This window comes from Spiroplasma kunkelii CR2-3x (assembly GCF_001274875.1).
Classification (GTDB): Bacteria; Bacillota_I; Bacilli_A; order Mycoplasmatales; family Mycoplasmataceae; genus Spiroplasma; species Spiroplasma kunkelii.
The window spans coordinates 754,981-781,137 of the sequence record NZ_CP010899.1 but is presented as its reverse complement, the minus strand read 5'-3'; the positions used below and the strand labels follow the sequence as shown (position 1 = coordinate 781,137).

The window sequence follows — 26,157 nt, the reverse complement described above, 5'->3', positions numbered from 1 at the left end:
AGTTTTTTTTGTATTTCGTTAACTCAATGTAAAATAAAGGATGAAGTAGGACAAAAAAACCGACCCTTATTGGGTTGGTTTTTTTATTTAAAAACAACCATAAAAAGGAGATGAAAAAAATATGTCTAAAAATACTATTATTAAATGTAGTAAATGTGGAATACCAAAGCAGTTTCATACAGTTAACCATCGTGAAAAAACAGAATGATTTGAAGATGTTTATTACACTGAATATTAAAATTTTGTTTTTTTAAAAACCTTAAATTTTATAAAACAACTCTAAAAATTAAATATATTGGCTCTACAAGTGTTTAATTTAAAATTACATATTTTTTTAGGGAAGGTTCTCCAACAAGGCATTTCCGCCGGCATGAAACCATTAGAGCTGTTAACTTGTTTTTTTGCGATTTTGTAAATTAATGACTTTGATTAAGATAGACGCGTAGTGGTGCATTCATAACTATTAATTGCAAGGATAAAAATAAAATCGTGTGCGTAGAGGTTAAATAACTTTTAAGAACTGGGTAAGGATTTCTTAATTAATCTACTAGTGGGGACTTGATGAGGAGGTACTTAATACTACAAGTAACTACAAAATGTAGAACATTGTAGTACTTTGTAGTTAATTGTAAAAAGGAGAATTTAAAAATGACTATGAAAAAGAAACTTTGTTTAAAAAAAAGATATTGGGGTTATTGCTTTACATGTAATAAAGAAAATGAAGAAGAAATTGAAAATAGATTGATTAAATACACACTTGGACAAGATGAAATTACCCACGAACATTGAGCATTAAATACTAACTACACTTGTAATTTTATCGTGAATATCTATGGCGCTACTTACTTTGAATAAATTAAAGAAACTGTTCCACTATACTTATTTGGATTTCCAGTTGCTAATGCGCCAGTAGATGTAATATTAGTGAATGTTGCATCTCCAGTTTGATAACTAGTATTTTTTGTTTTAATAGCAGTTTCTAATTCTGCTGTTGTTGGTGTATTGCCTGCCATTGTTATTTGACCTAAATTAGGTTGTGTAATAACTGTTGATAAGGGTTGTAAATAATTATGTTTAATAATTGCTTTGGGTTCAACTACTGCTCCACCTAATTCTAAAATTCTTTCCATAATTAAAGTATTACCCATACCAGTACCTAAACCAGCAGGACCAATTCTTAATGGGGTATGGTCTTTTTTACGCAAAATTAATGGGTCATATTTTTTGCTAAATTTAAAGGCGATTGCATTAACACCATTTGGTAATAGGCTAATTGTTCCTTCTGAACCATCTTCATTAATAATTGGTAATTTTTTAGGAACCATATAGTATGTTGTTCCTTCAACGGTTTTCATTGCTCCACTTGTTGAAATTACACTGTTAATTTGGTCATTTGCTCCAAGTTGTAACTGTAATTTATTACGAATTCCACGGATAAAATTTGCTGAACCCAAGACAACTGTTTCTGATGGAGTAAAACCATTTTCATATATTTTATCCATAATTTCATCATGGATTTGTAAAGCATTTGTATCATCTGCTTTATTTCCTTTAATAGTTGTAACTTCTCCTTTATTAATAATTTCTAAAATTTTATTACGTTTATAAGCAACTTCAGTATCAATTGCTTGTTCAATATCAGCAGCTCAAAGATTAGGGTTAAAATCACTTTCTATGGGGTCTAATTTACGAGTAAAAAGTAAAATTGTATCTAATACAACAGTTCCATCCTCAAATTCTACTGCTGAATATTTTAACAAATTATCATCTGTATTGAATACTTGCCCATCTTTTCCTAAACCTTGTTTATATTTAATATTTTTCTTTATTTTATATTTTAAACTAAATTTATTTGAATCTAGTCAAGCAAATAATGCTTCTCAGCTTAATTTTTGTTGATAAGTTTTTAAGTATCATTGTTCAAATGTTTCTTTATCATTAACTGTTGCTTGGTTTACAATATCACCAAAAATTCTTTGTGGATTTTGTGCCATAATTTTATTCCTTCTTTCTATTTATTAAATACATTGTCTGTATCTAAAATATTGTTTTGTTTTTCTTTTGTTTTTGGTATTCCACCAGTATTAACTGTTTGTACCTTAATTAATTCATCATAAACACTTTGCAATTGTGTTTTGATAACTTCAATATCATCAGTAATGTCATAAGATTTTAATAAAACATTCTTAAATTATTCATTATCAGTTAAAGAATTAATAAAATCAATTATTTCAATTTGTTTTAATTGAATTGTTTGTTGTTCAATTTGTGAAGTTAATTCATTATTTTTTGTTTGTAATTCGGTTAATTGTTGATTACTATTTTCTAAATTACTTGCATTAAATTCTTCAACTTCATCAGTATTTTCTAAAATAATTTCAGCAGTTTTAATATCTAAGCTGCCATCTTCATTTTTAATTGGTTCATTATCTTCATTGATAAGAACATATTTTACATTTTTTAATGCCATTGATTTTTACTCCTATTTTTTAATATTTGTATTTGTTCTTTTTCTAATAGCTTTTTGTATAATTTCAAAACTATCTACCCTAAAAGATAAAAAATAGCGTTTAGTTTTTATATTTAACTGATTAAAAACTGAGCCTTTAATTTTTATTTCATCATCTTTTTTTAATTTCAAAAACTCATTTAAAATCAATGGATTATATATTGATAATGTTAAATAATTTAATCCCTCTCATTTACATTTAGCAGAGCAAGCATCAACTTCAACACCCCCCCCCGCAACCAGTTCCTTAATTTTAGTTTTAATCGGATTTTCATGTAATCTAACAGTTAATTCTAATTTATTAACTTTTTTATTTTTTATTTTAGGTTTATTAGTTATTGATTTTTTAGATAAATTACTTTTTGTTTGTGCCATTTTTATTAACTCTGTAGTATACAAGGCCTAGGAAAAGGTGGCCAAGTATTTAATACCGATGATAACTTATTAAAATACTCAACTGTTAAGTTTGAAGATGCTCTACTCCTTGTTTAAAAAATTCAATAATTGTAAAAATAAAACTAGTCAAAAATACTAAAACAACTAAACCAAAAAATGAATTTTATTTTTAACCGTGTTTTTAAAATTGTTTTTAAATAATAACTTAAAACCTGTCATTTTTCCACATTCTTTCTTCTTCTCTTTTGTTAATATTTGAATTTAGTTAAAATAAAGATTAGGTGGTGTTGTTTGTTTTTTAAATTGTGTTAATAATTCTGTTTTACGAAGATTATCAACAACCGTAGTTCTTGCTTGATTAATAGAACCAAAGTTAAAATTATAACCGTGATATTGGCCAATTATAATATTGTCATTTACTTTAAAATCAGATAAGTGTGGCAGATTATTCGGTGTAATTCTTCATTGGGAACTAATATCACTAATTGTTAATGTTTTAAAAATGGTTTTAAAGATATCATTATAGATATTAATTAATAATGTTTTATTTAAATTAATTTTAAGTTGATTAATTTAATCTTTTCTGATGTTTTTTAACAAAAATTAATAAGATAAAATTTATTAAAGTTATTAGTAAAAAAAACAATACCAAGAGGTAAGAAAACAGCTTTGCGCATAGTAAAATGTAGGTTATATGCTGCAAAAAAATTAAAAATTAAAATTAACAAGCATAATAGATTAATTCATTGTCAAGCTACAATTTTATCATTCTTTTTAAGAATAATTTTTTGGTAAATTTGATTAATTGTTAGTTTAATTTTTTCAATTTTTTTTCGTTAATCATTTTGATCCTTTCATAAATAAGTTATTTTTTTATCTTATATATGATATTATAAAATTAATTAGAAAAAAAGGGAGACCTTAAAATGAAAGATTATAATTTAATTATAGGAAGTTATGTTAGTATGAGCAAACAGCAAAATTATTTGCTTGGTGCTTTAAATGAAAGTTTAAATAATAATGCTAATGCAATGATGATTTATACAGGACCACCCCAAAATACTATTCGCGTTAGTACGGAGCAATTTTTTATTCCAGAATTTTATCAACAATTAAAAGAACATCATTTTGATATCAATAATATTATTATTCATGCTCCTTATATTATTAATTTAGCAAACACAACTAATCCTAGTACTTTTGAAATAGCTGTTGAGTTTTTAAAAAAAGAAATTATTCGTGCTGATGAAATTGGAATTAAAACAATTGTTTTACATCCCGGAAACTCAGTTGGTGCACCAGAACAAGTTGGATTAGATCGCATTATTGAAGGATTAAATTTAGTTTTAACACCTAATCAAAAAGCAAAAATTGCTTTAGAAACAATGGCTGGTAAAGGAAGCGAATTAGGAACAAATTTTACACAACTAAAATATATTATTGATAATGTTAAATTAAATGATAAATTAGGAATTTGTTGAGATACTTGTCATATGCATGATGCTGGTTATTGCTTGACAGAAGCATTAGATGATATTATTATAAAATTTGAGCAATTAATTGGTTTAAACCGGTTATTATGTTTACATATTAATGACAGTAAAAATCCTTTAAATGCCCATAAAGATCGGCACGAAAACATTGGTTATGGTTACTTGGGATTTGAAACCCTTTTAAAAATAATTTATCATCCTAAATTAGATGGGATGATTAAGATTTTAGAGACACCATATGTAGGAGAAAAGAATCATGCATTTGCTCCTTATAAGGATGAAATTGCGATGATTAAGGCAAAACATTTTACTGACCCATTTCAACAAAATTCTAAAATAAAAATATATTTAGGAGAATAAAAATGTCCGCAAAGAAAATTATCGATAATTTGTATCTTGGTGATCGTCATAGTGTTCCACAAGATGCTGCGTTAGTAATTAGTTGTGCTGAAGAAATTTATCGCGAACAAATTCAAAAATATAATATTAAAAATGATAATCAAGAATATCTTTGAATTGATGACAAACATGTTTATTTTAATTTTAAGGATTATCCAACATTACAAGAATTAGATCTTAATATTGTAATTCAATCATTAAAGATTATTGATAATAATATTAAAAATAAAAAAATTTATGTTCATTGTGTTTGAGGAATTAACCGTAGTGCATCAATTGTTTTTATGTATTTAGTAGCAAAAGGATACATTAATAATGATGACTTTGATAGTGCATTGGAGCAATTTGAACGAATTTATCCCTATATCAATCCAAATCCAGGTTGGTTTGATTTTTTGCTAAATGAGTTTCCATATAGTCACTTAATTTCGAATTAAAAAAACTAGGTAATTAAGTAGTTTTTTTAACGTTTATTTTTACAACACTCACATTTTTTATTAACACAATCTGTACAAGAAATACAAATTAAGCAAGAACGACAACCAACTTTTGGTTTACTACAAGTACGACACGAAAAACAATCATGATTTTTTGCGGGACAACACATATTCATATCATTCACCTCTATTTTCTTTCCAATTTTTATTTTATCATAAAAGGTTTTATTATTGTTGAATTTTTTTTTGTTGTCATTCTTGATAATATTCATCAATTAATAGTTTTAATTCTGGAACAAGATCTTCTTGTTTACATGATTTATAAATTTTACCTTTTTTAAAAATAATTCCACCATTTTTACCACCAGCAATCCCTAAATCAGCTTGTTTAGCTTCTCCTGGGACCATTAACAACACAACCTAAAATGGCAATTTTTAATGGAATTTTTAAATCTTTTGTATATTCTTCTAATTCTTTTACAACGGGGAAAAGGTCATATTCTAAACGACCACATGTTGGGCAAGCAATTATATCAACAATGTTATCATAAAGTCCTAATGAATTTAACATTCGTTTACCAACTTCCACCTCTGCTATTGGATCAGTTGATAAACTAATTCGGATCGTATCACCAATACCATTAAAAAGAAGCGGTGACAAACCACTACATGATTTAATTGTTCCGGTATGATGACTACCAGCTTCAGTAATCCCTAGATGAAGGGGATAATTTCATTCTTTACTAGCTAAGGTATAAGCTTCAATTGCCATTAATGGTTCGGTTGCTTTTAAAGATAAAATAATATCATAAAAACCAAGATGTTCTAAAATTTTAATATGACGACGAGCACTTTCAATCATTGCTTTGGGAGTTCAACCATATTTATTTACAAGATCTAATGGCAAACTACCAGAATTAACCCCAATTCGGATTGGAATCTTTTTTTCAAGACATTTTTTAACAACTTTTTTTGTATTTTCAATACTTCCAATGTTTCCTGGGTTAATTCTAATTTTACTAATACCAGCATCAGCAGCAATTAAAGCAAATTCATAATTAAAATGGATGTCTGCAACTAATGGACAAGGAGAACGTTTAACAATTGTTTTTAAAACAGCAGCATCATCTTTTCCTAAAACAGCAATTCGAACAATTTCACAACCTTCTTGATATAGTTGTTTGATTTGCGTTAAAGTAGCTTCAACATCGTGTGTTTTTGTATTAGTCATTGATTGAATAACAACTTTATTTTGTCCGCCAATTTGAACATTACCAACCATTACTTTTCGTGTATTATTTCGTTTATTCATTTTTTGCGCGTCCTTATCTTTTTAATCTTTTTGGTATGTTATTGTAAATGGTAGGGGAAATTCTAAACACCAGTAGGGGATTAAAATTCTACTAATAAACAACTCAGTACTTTAATTTATTACAAAATTGTTACCTAAATTCTTTAAAATAATTTCAAAATAATCATACGACTAAATGCAAAGAAATACAAGACTAAAATTAGTTTTTCATTATTTATGCTGTTTTGTTTTAATTTTATTTTAATTTTGTTCTAAAATGTAAATTGTAGAATAAAGTATAACAAATTTAAAAAATCTAAAAAGTTATTTAAATCTTATTGAATTTTATTTTTTGAACTATATAATAATAAATGTCTAGGGAAGTATAAGAATTGTACTTTTATTAAAATAATAAACAGCACAAGTTTAGCCCTATCAATATGACCATACTTTGTATTATATTATCTTATACTTCCATGGATACCCTAAAAAACAATTTCACCCGGATTGTTTTTTTTTATTTTAATTGCTTTTTGATAAAAAAGAAGTTATGATATAAGTATAAAAATAAATTATATACCTGTATATACTAATAATATGGTCTAGTGTTTCTACGTCTTACCATTGGAAAAAGACGCTATAGGTTAATGCTTTTGCTTTTTAAACATTAACCACTCATTTAAATGAAAAACCAGGTTGATCTTTTTTTTTTTTTTTTACAAACATTAAGTAAAAAAGGAGCAAAAAATATGAAACGAATTTTACAAAGTTTGATGATGATAAGTATCATTAGCACTTCATTGAGCAGTGTTTTTGCTTGTGTAAAGAAGTATAATTTTGATAATAGTATTTGGGTTATTACTGACGGGGGAACTGTAAATGATCTTGCTTTTAATCAATCCGCATGAGAGGGAGCAAGTAAATATGTTTTTGCACAAAAAAATCAAATTGTTCCACCACAAAATTGAAAAAGTTCAAACTGACGAGCAAGTTACTTTGAATCAGTTAGTCAAACGCCTGGTGATTATAAAAATGCTTATATTACATCTTCAATTACAGGAACAAAAACACTAGTTTTACCTGGTTTCAACCATGGTAATACCATTGGTTGAGCAGCGAGTTTAGTTGATAATATTATTTATATTGATGGAAGTAGTCAGAACATTCATCTTAATATGGACCAGAAGGCACCATTAGCAAAAAATATTATTGGAATTACTTATCAAGCTGAAGCTTCTGGCTTTTATGCGAGTTTAGCAACAAGCATTTATTTAAATGCGCACAAAAACGAATATAATGGACAATTAAAAGTTGGTAGTTATGGTGGGATGGATAATCCAGTTGCTGTTTCAAATTATATGTGAGGTTTTTTAGTTGGAATTGATTTATTTAATACTATTATTAATTCTTCAGTAAATAGTAAATGAAATAATATAAAACATAATATATTAAACCAAGTCCAAAATATTAATCCAGAAATAACAACTTTACAATCAATTGTTAAAGTGCAAAATGTTTTAAAACAGAATGAATCATGATTTTCACAATCATTTCAAGCTGGTGATGGCAAAATTATTAGTGATGAATTATTAGCTCGTGGCGCTAGTATTATTTTTCCGGTTGCTGGTGCACAAGTTCAAGATACAATTAATCAAATTAAAGTTAATAAAGTCAATGTTAAGATAGTTGGTGTTGATACCGAACAATCTAAAATTTATGGCGAAAATTATGTTGTGACTAGTGCTTTAAAACAAATTGCCACTTCAACTTTTGATGCATTAAAAAATATTTATTCAGCACAATGTGGGTATGATGCACAAAATAATATATGAGATGAGACAAAACAAACAAGTAATTGTTGAATTAATACTAGCCAAACTTCTCTTGACCATCCAAGTTGAACAGGGATTGAAACAACAAAATGAGTTAAACAAGATTTAGTTGATTTTTTACATAATACAACTGATGATCATAGCAAAGATACTTTGTTTGATAAGATAGTAAAAATATTACAATATGCTTACAAAAGTGGAATTGATAATCATGCCCCAATTTCCGCACAAAATTTTATAAATACTTTACAAAATACATATGAAACACAAACAAAATTAAAAACATATTTATTAGCAGCAATTGAAAAGGTGTTATAATTTTCTTAAGGCTTATGAAAAATGATTTAAATTATGTAAAATGAAGTGCAACAAATCTTTATTAATTAAATAATATAATAAAATTTTATTTTATCCATATTTAAACACACTAAAAAATAATTTATTAAATTTTAATTAATAAATTTATTTAATATTCTGTAAAAATACTTCTTTTGCTTTTTTTCAATTTAAACACGGTCGAAATTTATCATTTATAATATTAACTACTGAATTTATTCTTTTCTGACTAACATTATTAAAATCAATTTCCTTAGAAAATCAATGTCTGAATTCACTATTCATATATTTAATTAAAGGTTTTTGTTGTGGTGAACCAGCATCACAAAAATATACTTGTGTTTCATAAAATATTTCCATTTCTCTACTAAATTTTTTACCTATATCAGTTATTATTACTTTAATTTTTCCAACTAAACCATTAATTCTAACTAATTCTTCAAGTTTTTTTAAAACCTCATTAGCAGTATGATTTTTTAATTTCATTACAAAATAATTTTTACTTGATTGTTCTACTAAAACTAAACAACTAGATTGATGGTTTTTTTCAACAGCATCCATTTCTAATCAACCAACATTAGAAACTTTATTTTCAATATCTCAAATTGACGTAAATCTTTCATTTAATTTTCCACGATTATCAGGTCTTTTCTTTGTTCTATTTTTTCTACCACCATTTAATAAATTTTTCTTTAACAAACCAAAAAGACCTAAATGAATTCATTTATACAATGTTTTAACACAAGAAGGAAATTTAACTTAAAACTTTAAAAAATAACGATAAATAATTTCTTTTTACGCTTTTTTTATAGTCTTTATGTGCTTCAACTGCTGTATAATTTTCGATATTTTTAAATCTTTTAATTTCTCTTTTAACAGTATTAATATCTCTTCCTATTTGTCTTGCTATTTCTGATAAATTAAGCGTACCATTTTTCTTTTTACAAGAATTAGAAGATAATAAATATTTAAAAAATCTTCGTTCATCATATTTTACATGTGTATAATCTTTCATATATTGAATCTCCAATCTTTTTAAAGTTATTTATACACTATTTTTTAAAAAAATATTGACAATTATTTTTAAAGTTATAAATTTAAATTGTAGGAAGTTTAAAATTTGTATCTTTAAAAACTTTTTTTACAAAAAAATAAACATAATAAAAGTAATATTAAGTTCTTTAATACATTTTGCTAATTTTTTATTTCTTAATAAGTTTGTTTATACTCTTTTATTTAAACATATTGTTTAAATAAAAGCAATTTTAATATGTAAAAAGGAGTAAAAAATGAAAGAATTTAATCCAAAAACAGCAAGTTTAGCAACTTTTTATCGTAAAATAGAGCAATTTTGAGAAAATAAATCACCTAATAAACAATATACTTTGAATGATTTAACCAATGAATTCAATCTTTCTCGCAAGTGAAGATATTATAATTATGCGATCGAGAAGATAGTTTCTTTACTTGAAAAACAAATTTATAGAATTAAAAGTGAAATAATTAACTTTATGATGAAATCACCTCATGGTGCTAAATTATATTGACAACGAGCATTTAATTATAAATATTCACTGAAAGAAAAACAATTGGAACAAGAATTAAACTTAAATAATCAAAAACCAATAATAGTTAATTTACAAACTGATATTAGATATATTAAAAATGATGATAAGGATGAAAATGATGATGCTTAATCATTTTACTTATTTGTTAGAAACACCTTATTGGTTATTACAAAATAGTAGTATTGGTAATAAATATCCCTTTGCTAAGAAATATGAGTTAGTTAATGAAATTAATCAAATTGGAACACAATATAGTGGTAAGATTATTTAAAATATAAAAATGTTTGGTGAATTATTAAAAATTAGTTTATTAATTAAAGAACCAATTTGTATTATTGCTAGTATGTATTGGAGTAAAGAATTAAAAGATAGTGTATTTCAAAATATATGAAATATGTTAGATGAAAATCATATTCCTTATACTATTAATTCAAATAAAAAACAACTCTAACAAGAGTTGCTTTTTTGCCGCTTCATCGTACACGATGCCTGTACAAAATGAACAAGAGAATGTTCAAATCAATGTTATTCAAAATAAAAAGCCATATAATTTATGTCGAGCAGTATGTATTATAGCAATTGTTATATCATCGTTAGCATTGATAGGTTTTTCAATTGGTGGTTTAATATTAGGTTTAATATTATTAGTAACAGGCACTATGAGTTATGGTTTTTATATGGTTACTAGGATTTTTTATTTAATAATTGCTGGAATCGAAATAATACCAATTATTATGTGTAATAATGTTTTAAAAGGAAAAGCATAATCAAATATTGCAGCGGGCGTTATTGCTTTAATTTTTTAGATTTGATTAGTGGTCTTTTAATTTTAATTAGTAAATGTAAATATAAAAATGAAAAACCACAAATATTAGCTACTAATTAGTTACACTTTAATTAACAATTAAATTACTAACAAAGTTATTATTTCAATAATAACTTTTTAATTTATAATTTAAGCAAATAAATTACCAATTAGTATTATTTTTTTGCAAATAATTTGAAAAATAAGTTAAATTACTTTTTATTTTTCTTTTTACAAGATAATATAAATATATTATTTAAATAAAACGAGGTATAAATAATGAAAAAACTATTAAGTATTTTAAGCATTCTTTTATTAGGTACGACAAGTAGATTTGGAATGTATGGTTGTGTAACAAAAGGTAACAATTTAGCAAAAACTAATGAATATACATCAAAAGCGAATCAAGATATTGAAACGTTCTATGAAATAATAACATTAATTAAAAATAAAATCAAAACTTGATGAAATAGTAAGGAACTAATTGATACTAATAATTATTTTAATGATATTGCTAAATTCAATGAATTTATTACCACTTTAAAACCAGGTGAATCACAAATTTTTATTGGTGCGGAAATTAGCAAATGATCTTTTTTAGAACAGTTAATTAATGATTTTAAAAAAGAAATTAATAATATTAATAATGAACTTGTTATTACTTATCATAATTTTTATCGTAAAATAGAAAAAGAATTTCCAATATTATTGTCAGATGATAGTATTAGATTAAAAGTAAATAAAATTAATTTTAATAACATATCAAAATTAATTGCTAATAATGAAGAAAATTTAAATGCAATTACAATTAATTTTGATATTAATTATTCAGTTAAATTTAAAGAATTTGACCAAGTTTATGAAAGTAATGAGTTAGTTGTTGCAAGTAATAATATGAAAGTTCTAACTAATGTTCAAGAAAAAGTTGAATCATGATTTATAAACTTTATTAATGATTTATTTATTAAGCAAGAAAATAAAATTACTGATATTTCAAATCAACATTTTAATGATATTAATATGAATAATACAATTTGACGAACTATTAAACAAGAATTAGATAAAAACAATATAATAACTAATTCTCAACCTTATTTTTCTAAGTTTTTTGATACTTTAAATTTACAAAGTCGATTTTATAAACCTGATTCAATATTAGCCTTAGTGGGGGAAGGGTATCAACCAGATAAATTAACCGCAGAAAACTTTTTAAAACTTTATAAAGAACATAACAAGATTATTCTTAGTGAAGATAAATATTATTTAAAAGCAGACATAACAATTTTTTTGCCAACTAATTTAACAATTGAGAATTTACCTTTTAAAGATAAATCTTCACAATGAAGAACATTAAAAACACCAATTAAAGTTTTAGTACCAAAAGATAAAGTTGATCAACAATTACAGCAATTTGCAGAAAAAACAATGGCATTTTGACGTTATTATCAATTAGAAACTTATGATAATAAACTTGTTTTTAAGATGAACCAAGCAGATTTTGATGTTTTACTTAAAAAAGTTAGTTTATTTAAACCAGAAAATTTAATTGATGCAAAAATGACACTAATTTTTGAGACTATTTTTAATCTTTTTAATAATACTGTGACTGATACAGAAAAGATTAAATGATTAATTTATAAACCTAATATAGCAGATTCAACAGAAAAAGAAGAAGTTATTTCAAAATTTAAAATGGAAACAATAAATGATGATAAAAATATTACAATTAAACTATTTAGAAACCATTATTCTAATGGAGATTATCCAATTTACTTTATAAATCTATCTTACAATGATTTTGGTTATAGTTTCTTTTTTAATCCTAATAGCAAAGAAAGTAGTATTAAAAATGATGATTATTCATTTTTACAAACAATAGAATTTAAGGTTGTTTAAGTTTATATTAATTATTAAGAAACAAAGTGGTGTTATCGATTAGACAACACCACTTTGTTTCACAGTTTTTTATTAAACTTAATTTTACATTAATTTATGAATAATGTTATAATAATATGAGAAAAATATAATGAAAGTTATAAAGGTGATGGTAATGAAAATATATGTTCTAAAAAAATATCAAAAATTTATTAATATTTTCTTTATTATTTTTTTTGCTTATATTTTATTTTCATCATCGTTTTCAATTATTGATATTGTGGGTAATTATAGTTTTTTAAAAATTACATTAAATTTATTTTATCTTATTTGATCAAGTTTTATTTTTCTCTTTTTTATGGGAATTTTAGTTCAAATTTTGATTAATTTTAAACAATTAAAAAAGACAACAATTTCAGAGTGGAAATTAATTTTATTTTCTAATTGACAAATTATTATTTTATGACTTTGTAATATTGTTTTAATTTCATATATATTATTTTTTGGTTATACTTCAATAATTTTTCAATTGCAAAATATAATTACATATGAAACAATATATTCTTTTTTAGTTATTTTATGCTATGTTTTTTATGCAATTTTTACTATTAGTTTTATTGTAATGTTAATATTGTTTCGCTTATATATAGGTTATTTAAAAAACATTAATGATGTGATTGCTTCTAACTACTATACATTTTGTAAATGTACTTTAACTAGTATTGTTATTTTCCAACAAAGTCAATTAAAAATATCAATTTTACTAATAATTTATCCAAATTATAATTTTAATCAATGATTTATTAAAAAAACTAGTATTGTTGATAATCTTCGTAAAACAGAATTATTAACACAATTTAAAAAACAAACAACACCACCTAATCTTTATTTTAACTAAATTCAAATATTAACAAAAGAGAAGAAGAAAGAATGTGGAAAAATGAGATGTTTTAAGTTATTATTTAAAAACAATTTTAAAAATACGGTTAAAAATAAAATTCAATTTTTTGGTTTAGTTGTTTTAGTATTTTTGACTAGTTTTATTTTTACAATTATTGAAGTTTCTAAACAACGAGTAGATAATAACTATAATACTTTTATTTCTGAACAATTAAGTAATCAACATGATTTTGTTGTTAGTTTTACTAATACTACTTATGTTAAAAATTCAAATGGGGAATCAGATCAGTTTGAAAAAATTACAGATAGTGGGGTTCGTCAAAATGCAATTTTAGAATTTATTAAAGAACAATTAAAAAATTGAAATGAACATTTTATTTATAATCGTGTTGAAGCACGAACATTTAGTTTGGAAAAAAATAAAGTTATTAAAGCAGTAACATTAAATCCTTATCAAGAAATTGATAAATTTATTGTTGCTAATGGAATGCCGTTAAGTTTTTATATGAAATATTTATTATCGATTAATGAAGAAACAATGCATTGGATTTATTTGACGCCTGAGTTTGCTCGTAAAAATAAAATTAAAATTAATGATATTATTCGATTACAACCCGATAGATATGGAACAACAATTAAAGTTGCTGATAGTGAATTAAAAGGTGTTGATTTAACTTCATATGAAAGAGAAGATATTAATAAATGATTGCCAAAATCACCATATTCAAATGAAAATTGGTTTCGAGTGGTTGGGTTTGGACAATCAGCGGATTATGTTACACCAATTATTGATGCAGGACATCCGTTTCCAAATATGAAAAATGAAGGAATTGCATATTTAGATCCGCGATTATTTGGCTTAGTTGAAGATACAGTTGGTAATAAATATCCTGTAACAAAGTTAGATTTAACAGAACAAATTTTAATTCCAGAAAGTCAATTAGAACGAGAAATTTATTATATTGGAAAATTTCAACAGACAAAAGTTGACCAAATGCGAAGTAATTATAGTCAAACAATTAATAATTATTTAAATACTGAACAGGGAAAACATATTGGTTTAAATGGATATTATGTTAAAACACTATCAAATGGTTTACCAATTGCTACTTTTCGGACAGATAATCGTTATGAATTTGCAAAACGAATTACATACTTTACATCAACATTAAGTGATTTTATTAGTGGTTCTTATATTTTAATTACAATTTTACTAATTATTTCGTTCTTTGTATTAATTTTAGTTGTTCGTCGACAAATTGATGCAACTGGCCCACAAAATGGATTGTTACAAGCATTAGGATATCGTCGTTGTGTATTAACCTTTAGTTATATTTCCTATCCATTAATGATTGCATTAATTGGGGGAATAGTTGGTTATGGAACGGGAATTAGTGGCCAATTTACTGTTAAATATTTATTTGGTTCATATTTTAATTTACCATATGGAAATTTTGTATTTGCACCATTAGCATTAATAACTTGTGTATTATTTATTTTTGCTTTACTAATTTGTGTCACAATGATTAGTGGAACAATTATGATGGTTTCAAGAACACCACTACAATTAATTCGTAAAGAAAAAACAGTTTCACATGGTCGTTTTAAAAAAATTGTTTATAAAATGTTTGCAATTTGCAAAACATTTGATGCACGATTTCAATCAGTACAATTATCTAATTCAATTGGAAAAATGGTAGGGGTATCTTTAACAATGATTATTAGTACCATTATGATTACGGTATCAACAACAATTCCAATTATCTTACAAAATAATATTCGTTATTCATACGAAGGAGATAATTATAAAACCCTACTTGAATATAATAGTCCGATTTATAATTTACCAACAACTTTTTTGCGAACATATGATCCAAGTCAAAAACCATGAGATAGTAAAAATAGTTTTTTAACTAATACAAATATGACAACAGATGTTAATCAATATCTTACTGATTTTGAAACAGGGCAAATTAATTCTGAAAATTTTTCTCCAACTTATCAAGCAGATGATATGCGATCATTGTTATATAGTAATATTTCAAAAGAATTTTTGCAAAGTAATAAATTAACTTCAAGTAATCCGGGTTTATTCAAAGCAATTTGTAGTACGACATGAGGTGATTACAATGATTTTGCTCTAAATCTTTTAACAAAATCAACTATTGAAAAATATTTGCGAACAACAGAAACAGCTCGTGAACATATTAATATTTTAGAAAAATTTCGATTATTTTATTGAAAATATCGGGAAACTGTTGGTTTAAACATTAAACGTTCAGATTATTTTAATTCACGAGGAAATTTAAATCTAAATGATAAGTTAATAAACAATATTTTTACCCAAAGTGATTATAAACGAGATTTTGGAGAAGGAAATCCAACGATTACATTAGCTAATAATCATTTTCGTTCAGCATTAGAACAACCATTGTCGGTATCGTTTTATGATGTTTTAAATTCAGCAACAGGAAGTAACTTTAATACAAGTTTAAAAAAACCAATGTATGATTTATATAATTGAATTTATGCTTACTTTGTAGAAAATGTTAATCAATGTTTTATTCAAGGAGTATATTCACGTTCTACGCAAACTGTTCGGTTAAAAATGCAAGAAGCATTTAATCAAAACAATGGTAATTTTAATTTAACCTTCGGAGTAATTCCGTTTAATCCATTAACAGATGATCGGGGAACAATGATTAATGCTGAATTAAATAGTATTAAGTTTAAGATTTACGGAATTAATCGTACATTTAAAAACCAAGAATTAACTAATAAAAATGGTGCGAATTTAAATGAAAAATTATTTACAGCAAATAATAATATTGTTTTAAATGAATCATTAGCTAAACGATTAAATGTTACAGTTGGAAATCAAATTAGTCCGTATTTGATTCGCAAAGAATTAGTTGATAGGAATCAAGGTGTTATTTCTGATCAAATTTTACAAGGTTGAGATGGAAGTGATGTAACAGGTGATGATGATCAAGCACAAGGGCGAGTTGGTAAATTAATGTTTAATGGTGATAATAAATATAAAAATAAGGTTATAGATGAAAATAATGAATATGTTTTAGAAAGTAAAATTGATGCACTTGACCCAAATTTTACAAAACCATCAATTTTAAACAATAAAATTAATGATGGAAGTTATCGAGTAAGTAATCAAATGAACAATCAAACTTTTACAGTTGTTGGTATTACTAATCAATATGGTTCACCACGAGCTTGAATTAATGAAGAAAGGGCACAACAATTACTAAAATATGATAAAACACGGAATTATTTATTACAATTGTTTTTAAATGAATGAATGAATTCATTTATCAGGAAGAATCCTGAATTAACACCATCAAGAAAAGAGAGTTTAAACTTGTTAGAAAAATTTATTAAAGACCATTCAAGTACACCTGTTAATAACTTATGAAATAAGTTTCTTGAATATTGAAGCGTACATCAAAGTTCAGTTAATTGAATTGCTGTCTTTGAAAATGAATATCCGATTTTTAATTATAAAATTTCTAATAGTGCTAAAATTGATGATATTGAAGCAGGACTAGGAACAAGTCAATTATTTGGTGACTATAGTTTTTATGGTTTAAATGGTGGTATTAGAAGTGAAATTTCTTATCCATCATATGCAAATAGTACTTTTGGCAGTTTAATGCCAATTGCTTCAGCACAAGCAATTTTAGGAAATATTTCAAAAGCAGTTAATGGAATTATCTTCTTTATTATTGGAATTTCGTTTGTATTAAGTTTTATAATTATTATTTTAACAAGTAATATTATTATTGCAGAAAACCAAACAATTATTGCAACAATGAAAGTATTAGGATATCGAAATCGATATATCACAAAATTAGTTATTGGAATGTATATTCCTATTATTGTAATAATGACAATTACAGGTTTTGGTTTTGGATGATTATTCTTAATTATTTCTAATATGATATTAATCCGAATTGGAATAGTTTTACCACTGTTTATGAATGTCATGATTCCATTTATTGCAATTGTAAGTGAATTATTATTATACTTTATTGCATATTTAATTAGTTGATTCAATATGAATCGAATTAATCCATTGATTGCAATTATGAATGCGGATTAAGGAGGAATTAAAATAAAAAAATTATTAGCAACTATTGCCGTTGGAATTCTAGTTTCAGGACCAGTAATGTCTGTAGTTAGTTGTACTAAAAATGATAATTGAAATAATATTCCAGTTGATCCACCAGTTTTGCCAGTTGAAGTAGCTGGTTTTGTTGGAGTTGATTTTAAAAAAATTGATCCACAAAATAATAAACAAACTATTCCTGAATTATTCCGGCAATTAGCGCAATTATTTCAAGGAACAAAATGAAAATTTAATCAGTTAATAAAAAATTATAAATTTAATAATCAATCAAAACCAATTGATAAAATTGATTTGTATTGTAATGGTCAATATGAATTGAACTTTAGTGATGGAACAAATTTAAATACAATAAAAATTAATAAAATAGTAACAACTTCCAGCCATTTAGCTGATAAAGTAAAGAGTATTGATTTAGGACAAATTACTGATGCACGACCAAAAACAATTTTAATTGCCACTATTTTTAACAATATGCAACTTATTTCAGAATTAGATAAGTTTGGTGAGTATTTTATTGGACCACAAACATCAGAAATATGAAACCGACAAATTGATAAAGTTGATAAAATTATGATTGAACCTGATCAAACTGGAGCAATTTTAATTTCAGGAAAAGACCATTGGTCAGAAGATAATAACCCAAGAACAGATTATTATGGTTCAGTTAAAGTGTCTTTTTCTGTTGTCCCACCTAAACCTCCAATAGTAAAAGAGGATTTAGGACAAATGAAGTTAACAACAAATTTAGGTAAATTACCAAAAGTAAATATTTTACAAGTAATGATGATGTTTATTAGTGTTAATTTTGTTAGCCAGTTAAATCGACTAAGTGTTTTATTAAATGATTTATATTTAGAAATTAACCCTGATAACAAAGGTGGAACAATTACTGCTTATGATAAATCAGAATACTATACTGGTAGTATTAAAATAAGTTTTAGTTAATTACATATTAATAAAAATTATTTGCAGTAATTTTATAATTATGCAATTTAGACAGAATATTAAATTAGGTATCTCTCAAACCGCTTAACGGGCGGTTTTTTATTTGCAATCGTACGATAAAATAAGGATATTTTCAGGTATTTTAAAAGTTATATACTATTTTTCATTGTTGTCAAATTTTAATCAGTTTGTTATCTTTATATTATTTATTTAATAAGATGACTGAATAAGATGATATTTTGACTAGTTATAATTCCTTATTTTATATAATAAACAAATAGTAGGTAGAAATGATGCATCGTGTAATCGAAGTGCAACAAATCAACTTTGAAAGGGGTTTATTTTTTAATGGAAAGAAAACATTATTTTATTTTGCGGTCCTTAGTAATTAATAATGAAAAATAAAATGAATAAATTATCTGTGTAATTTATTAGCGGTAATTTATTCAACATAGTTTATTTTGAGCGTAGCGAACACGCGAAGCGTGTCGCGATATTTTTAGAAAAGAGATGTAATATATTATTTTTAGAAAGGAATTATATTATTTATATTGAAAGTTTTAAACTATTTATAGTTTCCTCGTACGAAACTTTTAAAAGTAATTTAGTGTTTTTTTATTTGGAAGGAGTTTATAAAAATTAATAATATTTTTATTCAAGATAATTTAACAAATAAAGGTATAAAACTGGAGTTAAAAATACTGAAAAAAATGATAAAAAACTATTAAATAATCGTATTCGCACCCAAGGAAATTGTATTCGTAAAGCATATCATAATTTTTCAAATTCAAAAAATTTAAGTTTTCTTACTTTAACTTATGCAAAAAATGAAACAGATATTAAAAAATGTAAAAAAGACTTAAAGTTATTTTTTAATAATATTAATCGTTGATGAAACAATCCTATTCGTTCTAAAAATCATAAAGAAATTTTAAAATATATGTATACTTATGAGTATCAAAATCGCGGAGCAGTTAACTTTCATATAATATTAAACCAAAAAATACCTAATAGTGTAGTACAACAATATTGAAAACACGGTTTTAATAAAAATATTAAAGTTCGTGCAGGTTCGAATGAAGATGTTGTTAAATATCTTGCCAAATATATTGTAAAAAATGCTAATAATGATAAGTCACAAAATCATTATTATTTTAACATTAAAGCATATCAATTTAGTAAAAATTGTAAGAACTTCAAAGTAAAAGTTGGTGTTATTGAATTATCAGAACAAGATTTAATTTATTCAGTTAAAAATAACTTGAATTATTTTTCTTTTGGTAATAAAAATGGTTATAAAATTGGTTTTAGTTGTAATAGTTATTATGGTTTAGAGAAGTTTAGAGAATATAAAAAATATGTTTCTACTGATAGAAAAATATTTAGAAATTTAGTTAAAAATACTAATTTTACTGTTAATAAAAATACCAATTTAAGGTGTTAAAATAAAAAAATGAGTAAAAACGATAGTCGGAAAAAAGTTGAGGTTTTATAAAAATTATAAATAAAGTAATTAAATACAAATTAAAGTAATCTCTTATTAGAGTGATTTTTTTTAATTGCATTATTCATCAGATAGTATCTTTAAAATTAAAAATTAACCTATTTTCTCCATCAATTAGTTAATTTTTATAATTTCCTTTCTGTGATTTATTATATTTTTTTGGTTTAACAACTAATAATATCATTTTTAATAAAGGTACTATCTGATGAATAATGCAATACTAAAACTTAATATTTTGAATGCTTAAAGATGAATAACTCATCTATGGCACGAAGCCTTAAAGAAAGTGTGAAAGCGATTGGATTTACCCATATTTATTTTTTTAATTCTCAGCGGGGTTAGTCGCCCGCGAAATGTCAGAGCGTGTGTTTTTGCTTGTTTCATAAAAAGAGTGCTGTTAAACCTAAAAAAACAATATCGGACACTAAAAAAACAAGAGGGAGGAGCTCCAAAAGGTTATTTTCTTTATATAAAGTTGTGTAGGGATGGATGAAACGTAATTAATAACTGGGTAAATTGTTTGTTTATTTCCGTGGAGGGGTAAACTCTATAAAAATATTCTACCGCCCCCGCTCACCCACAAAGTGAAGCGGGCGGCGAAGTAAATAAATAATAAAATAAATTATTTACTAAATATAAAAATATTAACTAATAAAGGAATATTATGTTTTTTTTACAGAAAGGAAAAAAATTAAATGAAAACATTAAAAGATATGATTAAAGATTTAACAGGAGTTACTGTTGAAAAAGAAAAATTAAATCAATATTTAGAAAGTGAAAGATTAGATTTAGAAGGTGCTAATTTAGAAGGTGCTAATTTACACCGTGCTAATTTAAAAGATGCTAATTTAAAAGATGCTAATTTAGAAGGTGCTTATTTAACTGGTGCTAATTTAAAATATGCTTATTTATGTGGTGTTAAAATCACCAAAAAACAATTAGAACAATTAACTATTATTGAGGAGGATAAATAATGACTATAACAGAATCAATTAAATTTGATAAATTACAAGAAGAAAATGAAGCACTTAAAAAAGAACTTGCTGAATTAAAAGAACAACAATTATATAAAGAAGATTTTGATGAATATTGTCAATATGTAAATGGTCGAAGAGAAGATACTTTTATTATAAAAGATAAATCTTTATATAAAAAATTACCTAGTAAGGATGTGGAATATGAAAAAGTTAAATAAAAAAATTATTAATAAATTAAATGAATTGATGCTTAGAGGTTATCCAGTTTCACAAAATAAAATTACTGATGAACACTGAACATTAGGTTTACGCAAAAATAATTAAGGAGTATAGATAAAATGACAGAATATAAAAGTTTGTATATTAATAAAACTTGAGATGAAATAACAACATCGTTTGACTGAGTTAATTATAAACCCACTAATTGCCGTATTTCACATCATAAAAAACATTATGATTTGCAATGTTTAGAATGAGCCAAAATGTATTTAAATTTATTTAAAGATAAATGAAATTTAATTGTTTCTTATATGGAACATTACAAAATTAACGATATTTTAGATTTAGCTTCCGATGGGTGAAAAATATTACAATTTGAGAAAAAAATAAATCAAATAAATTAAAATATATTATTGCAATTGACCCCGCTGGAATTGGGCAAACTGGTATTATTATTTATAATGTTTTGAAAAAGAAAATAATTAATAATATTACTTTTAATTCTAATTCTGAAGAAGAAGCAATAAATAATATCTATATATAACTCCTAAAGGTTGATGAGATTTTGGTGCTCATATTAAAAATGCGGTGATTTGGATTGTTAATACTATTCCGGGAGTTAAACAAGTTAACGAGTTAGCGAGTGGTGTTGGCAAGGTTTTTGAGACAGTATATAGTTTTTTTAGTCAAATATTTGAGGTATGAAAATTTAATCCTGCATTGTATAGTACAATAACAAATATTTTTTTATTAATATAAAAAAGGAACTGTTATTCAGTTCCTTTTTGTTCTTTTCAGTCAGTAATTTCACCAGTGTTTTCGTTGATTCCTGGTGTTTCAGGTTCACCAACCCCATTTCAATAATATAAACTATTTACTATATATCAAATGTCTTTAATTTTAACTCCATTATTTCACACATTACCAAATAGATTATTAATATCATCATTTTTAAATTTAATAATTTTTCAAGTTTTATCTTCTCGTTGTTTTTTTGCTGATATTATATAAAATTTATTATTACGTGTTTTAAATTCATGATTAAATGTGCTATTTATAGTTTTTCAATTACTATTTTCTGGTGGTTGTTGTGGTTTTAGTGTAGTTTCTGCTTTATTGCCCTCGTTTTTACTATTATTATTTGATTTAAGTGTTTTACAAGCAATTAAACTTGTTGTGCTTGTTGCTGTAATATTTAAAATGTATGTGGTATACTACAAGTAAAAAATACTTTGCAATAAAATTAGAAAATCATACTGCTAATGATGTTTTTTAAAAGTTTAAAGAATTAGTTAAAGTAAATAATTTAATGGGTAAAATAAAAAGAATAATAACAGATCGAGGAAGAGAATTTTATAAATGAAGAAAAATGGAAATCTTTGTTGAAACACAAGTATATTTTTGTGATACTGGTAAACATCGTCAAAAACCTTTAATTGAATATATGAATAGTGAATTAAGACATTGATTTCATAGGGGAACTGATTTTAATAAAGTTAGTCAGAAACGATTAAATTGAGTAGTTAATGATGTAATTAATGAAAAAATACGGTCCTGTTTAAATTGAATAAGTGCAAAAGAAATGTTTTTGCAGAATATATAAACAATAAATATTTAAAAATGTACATTAATTCATAAAATATGTCATTAAAATAATAAAATATGTATCTATTAATTAAAATTTAATAAATGCTTTTTTAGTGTGCTTAAATATGGTTAAATTAAGCTATATTTATAAATTAATTTAATTTTTTCAAAAAAGAGTTGCATTTGTTAAAAAAATTAGTAAAAAATATAATATAGAAATGATGTTATCATCATATTAACAAGAGACAGAACTTGCTGCTTGAATATACTTGATGCATTTTATTATTTTCTTGTAATCTTTAAAATGTATGTGGTATAACTACATTTTTAATATTAAAGGCAGCTAATTGCCCTGTATAAATTTGCGTTCCAGTCATTACCATTGTAAATTCATCAATATAGTCTTTAATTTCATCTAGTAAATGGGATGAAAAAAAGACATTTTTACCACGAAGTGTTAATTGTTTTAAGTAAAAAATAATTTTTTTTCGATTATTAATATCTAATCCCGCTTCTGGTTCATCTAAAATTAAAATTTCAGGATCATGAATAATACCTTGAATAATCATTACTCTTTTTTTCATTCCTGATGAAAATGAATTAACATCTTTATCACGGTGTTCTCAAATTTCTAATGATTTCATTAAATATTCAATGCGGTCACGAAGATATTTCTCTCTTAAACCATTTGTTTTTCCTAAATATTTTAAAAAATTATAAGAAATAATATTTTCAGGAAAAGTAACAAACTCAGGAACATAACCAATCATTTTTTTCATACTAATTTTTTTTGCTTTTTTACCAAAAATTATAATATCACCATGAAAGCCCTTTAAACCACCAATTAAAGATTTAATGAAAACTGTTTTTCCACTTCCAGAAGCACCTAAAATGACATGTAATTTTCCATGACTAACATTAAAATTAAATGGACCAACAATACTATTTTTAAACTTTTTGCTAAAATTACGCGAAGCAATTGCCACATCGCTAAGTACTAATGCATTATTATTCATGTTTTAACATCTCCTTTCACCCTGCTCTTAAGTAATATTTTTGCGACGTAAAATTAAATAAGCATTAATTAAAAATAAACCAGATATTCCTAAATAAACATATAACAATAAATTAATATTTAAAAATGGGAGTACATCAAGGTCAACTTTTTCATCTTGTTGTAATGTTATTGGAAAATCTTGATAACTCATTAAATAATTGTTTTGAATACTAAAATCAATATTACTTCGTTGCAATGGTTCAAATCAAAATGTAACATATGATAAAGAACTTGTTCAAATTTGATTTCAATGTTCAATAATATTAATTTTAGAAATTAATTCATAAGTTTGAATTAAATCATTATATTTTTGTCATTCGGTATTTATTTTAATTAGTACACTTTCAAGTAATTTATAATCCATTATTTTTTTTAAAATATTAATTTCAATTTCTCTTAAAACATAAAGTGTTTTAATTTCAAAACCATCTTCAATTTTATCTTCGGCGCCAAAATAATTAAGAATTCAATCTTGAAACTCAGTACCATTATCATATTCTGAATCAACTGGTAATATCCCAGTTCGAGCAAATTCAGAACGAAAAACATTTACTTGATTAAATCCATTTGGCTCAGATAACTTTCGTTCTTCTGTTCCTACTTTACTATCAGATGATGATAAACTATAATATGATTTATCTAAATCAAAGTAAAATAATGAATTTCCATTTAAATCATTTGTTCTAAGATACAATTCTCACGATTTTGCACTTCTTCCAATAAAGTTAATAGCATCAAGTAATTCTTGATGAATTTCATTATTTGAATCTAATTCTTCTGGTGATTTGAAAAAGAAATTTGTCGCAAAGTTTACTTTCATTTGAAGATTACTCCCGCCAACTTTATTAATAATTTCAAAAATGGTTTCATCCTTATTATCATATTTATATTTTGTTATTTTATCTCACTTATTAAGTTGGCTAATTGTATAACTATCTTCTTTTGGTTTTGTTAAACCTAATGATTGATAAAATTCTAATCGTTTAATTCGCAAAGTAGGATCACTTGTAATATTTTCATAGTCTCGCGTTTTAAAAACTTTATCTAAATCATCATAATCTCACGAATTATAAAAATCTCAAATTTTGCTAGTTAAATTATCATATTTAATTAATTTTTTTTCTAAATTTCTTTTAAAATTAATTGTACTTTTAATAATATTTACAGGATAAGGTTGCTTAGTCATATTACTGTCAACAAATGATAAATCAATTGTATTAGCCAAACTCATAATTAACGAATATGGCATCCCACCAACTAAAAATAAACTACAGAAAATAACAACAATTAATAAAACTACTTGTGAATTTAAAAAAGTTACCGCAAATAAAATACCACTTGATGCAAAAAAAGATAATGCTAAAGAATATAAAAATAATTTCAATAATAAATTTTGATAAACTTGTAAATATTTTGGATCATTTTTAATTAAATAACCAATATAACCAATTCCTAAAGCAAATAAAATAATTGTTCCTAAGAAAAAGATAATCAAAATTCAAAGTGAAATTAATTTTAAGAAAAATAAAGTAAATCGAGAATATGGTTTGGAAATTAAAAGTAAATATGTCCCATCTTCAAATTCTCGACCAAAAATTTTAATGATAACTAACAACACAAACAATAATAATAAAATATTATTAAAAATAAACACTCCGTATTGAAAATTTTTTAAAAAATCATAAATATTTGTTGAAGATAAAAAAAGAGCAATTGCAATTGCACCAAATAAAACAAGTGACAATAACACTAAAACTCAAACTGCCATTGAACGGCTAATTTTAAAAATTGAAAATGATATTATTGAATATCATGAATTTGATTTACCCTTTTTAAGCATTTTATTCTCCATCTATTTTCTTAAATTACTCAATTTATGTCTC

Annotated in this window: 24 protein-coding genes, 4 pseudogenes and 1 riboswitch; of the genes and pseudogenes, 20 read left to right on the top strand and 8 right to left on the bottom strand. The window is 24.6% G+C overall.

The features are described from left to right. The first annotated feature begins 648 nt into the window (after positions 1–648). The gene (locus SKUN_RS04330; RefSeq protein ID WP_053391004.1) at positions 649–855 is read left to right on the top strand and encodes a hypothetical protein; all 207 of its coding nucleotides are present in this window, start codon (positions 649–651) and stop codon (positions 853–855) included. Here SKUN_RS04330 and SKUN_RS04325 read toward each other — a convergent pair. The 3 genes from SKUN_RS04325 to SKUN_RS04315 form a co-directional block, all read right to left on the bottom strand. Next, a complete protein-coding gene (locus SKUN_RS04325) occupies positions 843–1,994 on the bottom strand; it encodes a hypothetical protein (protein WP_053391003.1) in 1,152 nt (383 codons plus the stop codon). The two genes, SKUN_RS04330 and SKUN_RS04325, sit on opposite strands and share 13 nt — an antisense overlap. 197 nt (positions 1,995–2,191) lie before the next feature. After that, positions 2,192–2,470, bottom strand: coding sequence for a hypothetical protein (locus SKUN_RS04320; RefSeq protein ID WP_053391002.1), 279 nt, complete (start codon positions 2,468–2,470; stop codon positions 2,192–2,194). 12 nt (positions 2,471–2,482) lie between these two features. After that, positions 2,483–2,884, bottom strand: coding sequence for a hypothetical protein (locus SKUN_RS04315; RefSeq protein WP_053391001.1), 402 nt, complete (start codon positions 2,882–2,884; stop codon positions 2,483–2,485). A 947-nt stretch (positions 2,885–3,831) separates the two neighbouring features. Between SKUN_RS04315 and SKUN_RS04310 the strand changes: the two genes are divergently transcribed. Together SKUN_RS04310 and SKUN_RS04305 are read left to right on the top strand one after the other, a co-directional pair. After that, positions 3,832–4,758 (top strand): deoxyribonuclease IV, encoded by a 927-nt coding sequence (locus tag SKUN_RS04310; protein ID WP_053391000.1) that lies wholly within the window; start codon positions 3,832–3,834, stop codon positions 4,756–4,758. A 2-nt stretch (positions 4,759–4,760) separates the two neighbouring features. Beyond that, positions 4,761–5,234, top strand: a complete 474-nt coding sequence (locus SKUN_RS04305; protein WP_053390999.1) for a dual specificity protein phosphatase family protein — start codon at positions 4,761–4,763, stop codon at positions 5,232–5,234. Between the two features lie 228 nt (positions 5,235–5,462). On the opposite strand, the pseudogene ispG reads toward SKUN_RS04305, so the two are convergent. Beyond that, a pseudogene (gene ispG, locus SKUN_RS04300) lies at positions 5,463–6,546 on the bottom strand (flavodoxin-dependent (E)-4-hydroxy-3-methylbut-2-enyl-diphosphate synthase). Positions 6,547–7,085: 539 nt separating this feature from the next. Then, positions 7,086–7,185: riboswitch (purine riboswitch) on the top strand. Between the two features lie 89 nt (positions 7,186–7,274). Between ispG and SKUN_RS04295 the strand changes: the two are divergent. Next, on the top strand, positions 7,275–8,675 hold the full coding sequence (locus SKUN_RS04295; RefSeq protein ID WP_053390998.1) for a BMP family ABC transporter substrate-binding protein: 1,401 nt from the start codon (positions 7,275–7,277) through the stop codon (positions 8,673–8,675). A 144-nt stretch (positions 8,676–8,819) separates the two neighbouring features. Here the strand turns inward: SKUN_RS04295 and SKUN_RS04290 are convergent. Further along, a pseudogene (locus SKUN_RS04290) lies at positions 8,820–9,708 on the bottom strand (IS30 family transposase). Between the two features lie 274 nt (positions 9,709–9,982). On the opposite strand from SKUN_RS04290, the gene SKUN_RS04285 reads away from it, so the two are divergent. From SKUN_RS04285 to SKUN_RS08410, 15 genes and pseudogenes are all read left to right on the top strand, one after another. Continuing rightward, positions 9,983–10,390: a hypothetical protein gene (locus tag SKUN_RS04285; protein ID WP_053390997.1), complete on the top strand. Its 408-nt coding sequence runs from the start codon at positions 9,983–9,985 to the stop codon at positions 10,388–10,390. Beyond that, positions 10,380–10,532 carry a hypothetical protein gene (locus SKUN_RS09285; RefSeq protein ID WP_158500775.1) on the top strand — a complete coding sequence of 51 codons (153 nt, stop codon included), beginning with the start codon at positions 10,380–10,382 and terminating at the stop codon, positions 10,530–10,532. The genes SKUN_RS04285 and SKUN_RS09285 overlap by 11 nt, the downstream gene beginning before the upstream one ends. Positions 10,533–10,541: 9 nt before the next feature. Then, positions 10,542–10,712: a hypothetical protein gene (locus tag SKUN_RS09280; RefSeq protein ID WP_158500774.1), complete on the top strand. Its 171-nt coding sequence runs from the start codon at positions 10,542–10,544 to the stop codon at positions 10,710–10,712. 34 nt (positions 10,713–10,746) lie between these two features. Next, positions 10,747–11,028, top strand: a complete 282-nt coding sequence (locus tag SKUN_RS04280; RefSeq protein ID WP_235510936.1) for a hypothetical protein — start codon at positions 10,747–10,749, stop codon at positions 11,026–11,028. A gap of 317 nt (positions 11,029–11,345) precedes the next feature. Further along, positions 11,346–12,962 carry a hypothetical protein gene (locus tag SKUN_RS04275; RefSeq protein ID WP_053390996.1) on the top strand — a complete coding sequence of 539 codons (1,617 nt, stop codon included), beginning with the start codon at positions 11,346–11,348 and terminating at the stop codon, positions 12,960–12,962. A 154-nt stretch (positions 12,963–13,116) separates the two neighbouring features. Next, a complete protein-coding gene (locus tag SKUN_RS04270; RefSeq protein WP_053390995.1) occupies positions 13,117–13,839 on the top strand; it encodes a hypothetical protein in 723 nt (240 codons plus the stop codon). Positions 13,840–13,881: 42 nt separating this feature from the next. Beyond that, complete coding sequence (locus tag SKUN_RS04265; protein ID WP_053390994.1) at positions 13,882–17,958, top strand: ABC transporter permease; 4,077 nt, start codon at positions 13,882–13,884, stop codon at positions 17,956–17,958. A 66-nt stretch (positions 17,959–18,024) separates the two neighbouring features. Further along, positions 18,025–18,930: a hypothetical protein gene (locus SKUN_RS04260; protein ID WP_235510935.1), complete on the top strand. Its 906-nt coding sequence runs from the start codon at positions 18,025–18,027 to the stop codon at positions 18,928–18,930. A gap of 724 nt (positions 18,931–19,654) precedes the next feature. Next, positions 19,655–20,374, top strand: a complete 720-nt coding sequence (locus tag SKUN_RS10630; protein ID WP_456299947.1) for a rolling circle replication-associated protein — start codon at positions 19,655–19,657, stop codon at positions 20,372–20,374. A gap of 755 nt (positions 20,375–21,129) precedes the next feature. Further along, the gene (locus tag SKUN_RS04250; RefSeq protein ID WP_053390992.1) at positions 21,130–21,408 is read left to right on the top strand and encodes a pentapeptide repeat-containing protein; all 279 of its coding nucleotides are present in this window, start codon (positions 21,130–21,132) and stop codon (positions 21,406–21,408) included. Continuing rightward, entirely contained in the window at positions 21,408–21,629 is a 222-nt protein-coding gene (locus SKUN_RS04245; protein WP_053390875.1) for a hypothetical protein, read from the top strand. Before SKUN_RS04250 ends, SKUN_RS04245 begins: the two co-directional genes overlap by 1 nt. Next, complete coding sequence (locus SKUN_RS11330) at positions 21,613–21,735, top strand: hypothetical protein (RefSeq protein WP_268794797.1); 123 nt, start codon at positions 21,613–21,615, stop codon at positions 21,733–21,735. Before SKUN_RS04245 ends, SKUN_RS11330 begins: the two co-directional genes overlap by 17 nt. A gap of 14 nt (positions 21,736–21,749) precedes the next feature. After that, entirely contained in the window at positions 21,750–22,034 is a 285-nt protein-coding gene (locus SKUN_RS04240; protein ID WP_053390991.1) for a hypothetical protein, read from the top strand. Continuing rightward, the gene (locus SKUN_RS04235) at positions 21,989–22,174 is read left to right on the top strand and encodes a hypothetical protein (RefSeq protein WP_053390990.1); all 186 of its coding nucleotides are present in this window, start codon (positions 21,989–21,991) and stop codon (positions 22,172–22,174) included. The genes SKUN_RS04240 and SKUN_RS04235 overlap by 46 nt, the downstream gene beginning before the upstream one ends. 29 nt (positions 22,175–22,203) lie before the next feature. Beyond that, positions 22,204–22,389 (top strand): annotated as a pseudogene (locus SKUN_RS08410) (spiroplasma phage ORF1-like family protein); the annotation flags it as partial. Between the two features lie 11 nt (positions 22,390–22,400). Here the strand turns inward: SKUN_RS08410 and SKUN_RS08840 are convergent. Continuing rightward, a complete protein-coding gene (locus tag SKUN_RS08840) occupies positions 22,401–22,550 on the bottom strand; it encodes a DUF3688 family protein (RefSeq protein WP_144416763.1) in 150 nt (49 codons plus the stop codon). 299 nt (positions 22,551–22,849) lie between these two features. On the opposite strand from SKUN_RS08840, the pseudogene SKUN_RS04230 reads away from it, so the two are divergent. Further along, positions 22,850–23,233 (top strand): annotated as a pseudogene (locus SKUN_RS04230) (transposase); the annotation flags it as partial. Positions 23,234–23,516: 283 nt separating this feature from the next. Here SKUN_RS04230 and SKUN_RS04225 read toward each other — a convergent pair. Together SKUN_RS04225 and SKUN_RS04220 are read right to left on the bottom strand one after the other, a co-directional pair. Further along, the gene (locus SKUN_RS04225) at positions 23,517–24,233 is read right to left on the bottom strand and encodes an ATP-binding cassette domain-containing protein (RefSeq protein ID WP_235510933.1); all 717 of its coding nucleotides are present in this window, start codon (positions 24,231–24,233) and stop codon (positions 23,517–23,519) included. Positions 24,234–24,260: 27 nt separating this feature from the next. Continuing rightward, positions 24,261–26,114, bottom strand: coding sequence for an ABC transporter permease (locus SKUN_RS04220; protein ID WP_053390988.1), 1,854 nt, complete (start codon positions 26,112–26,114; stop codon positions 24,261–24,263). Positions 26,115–26,157 lie beyond the last annotated feature (43 nt).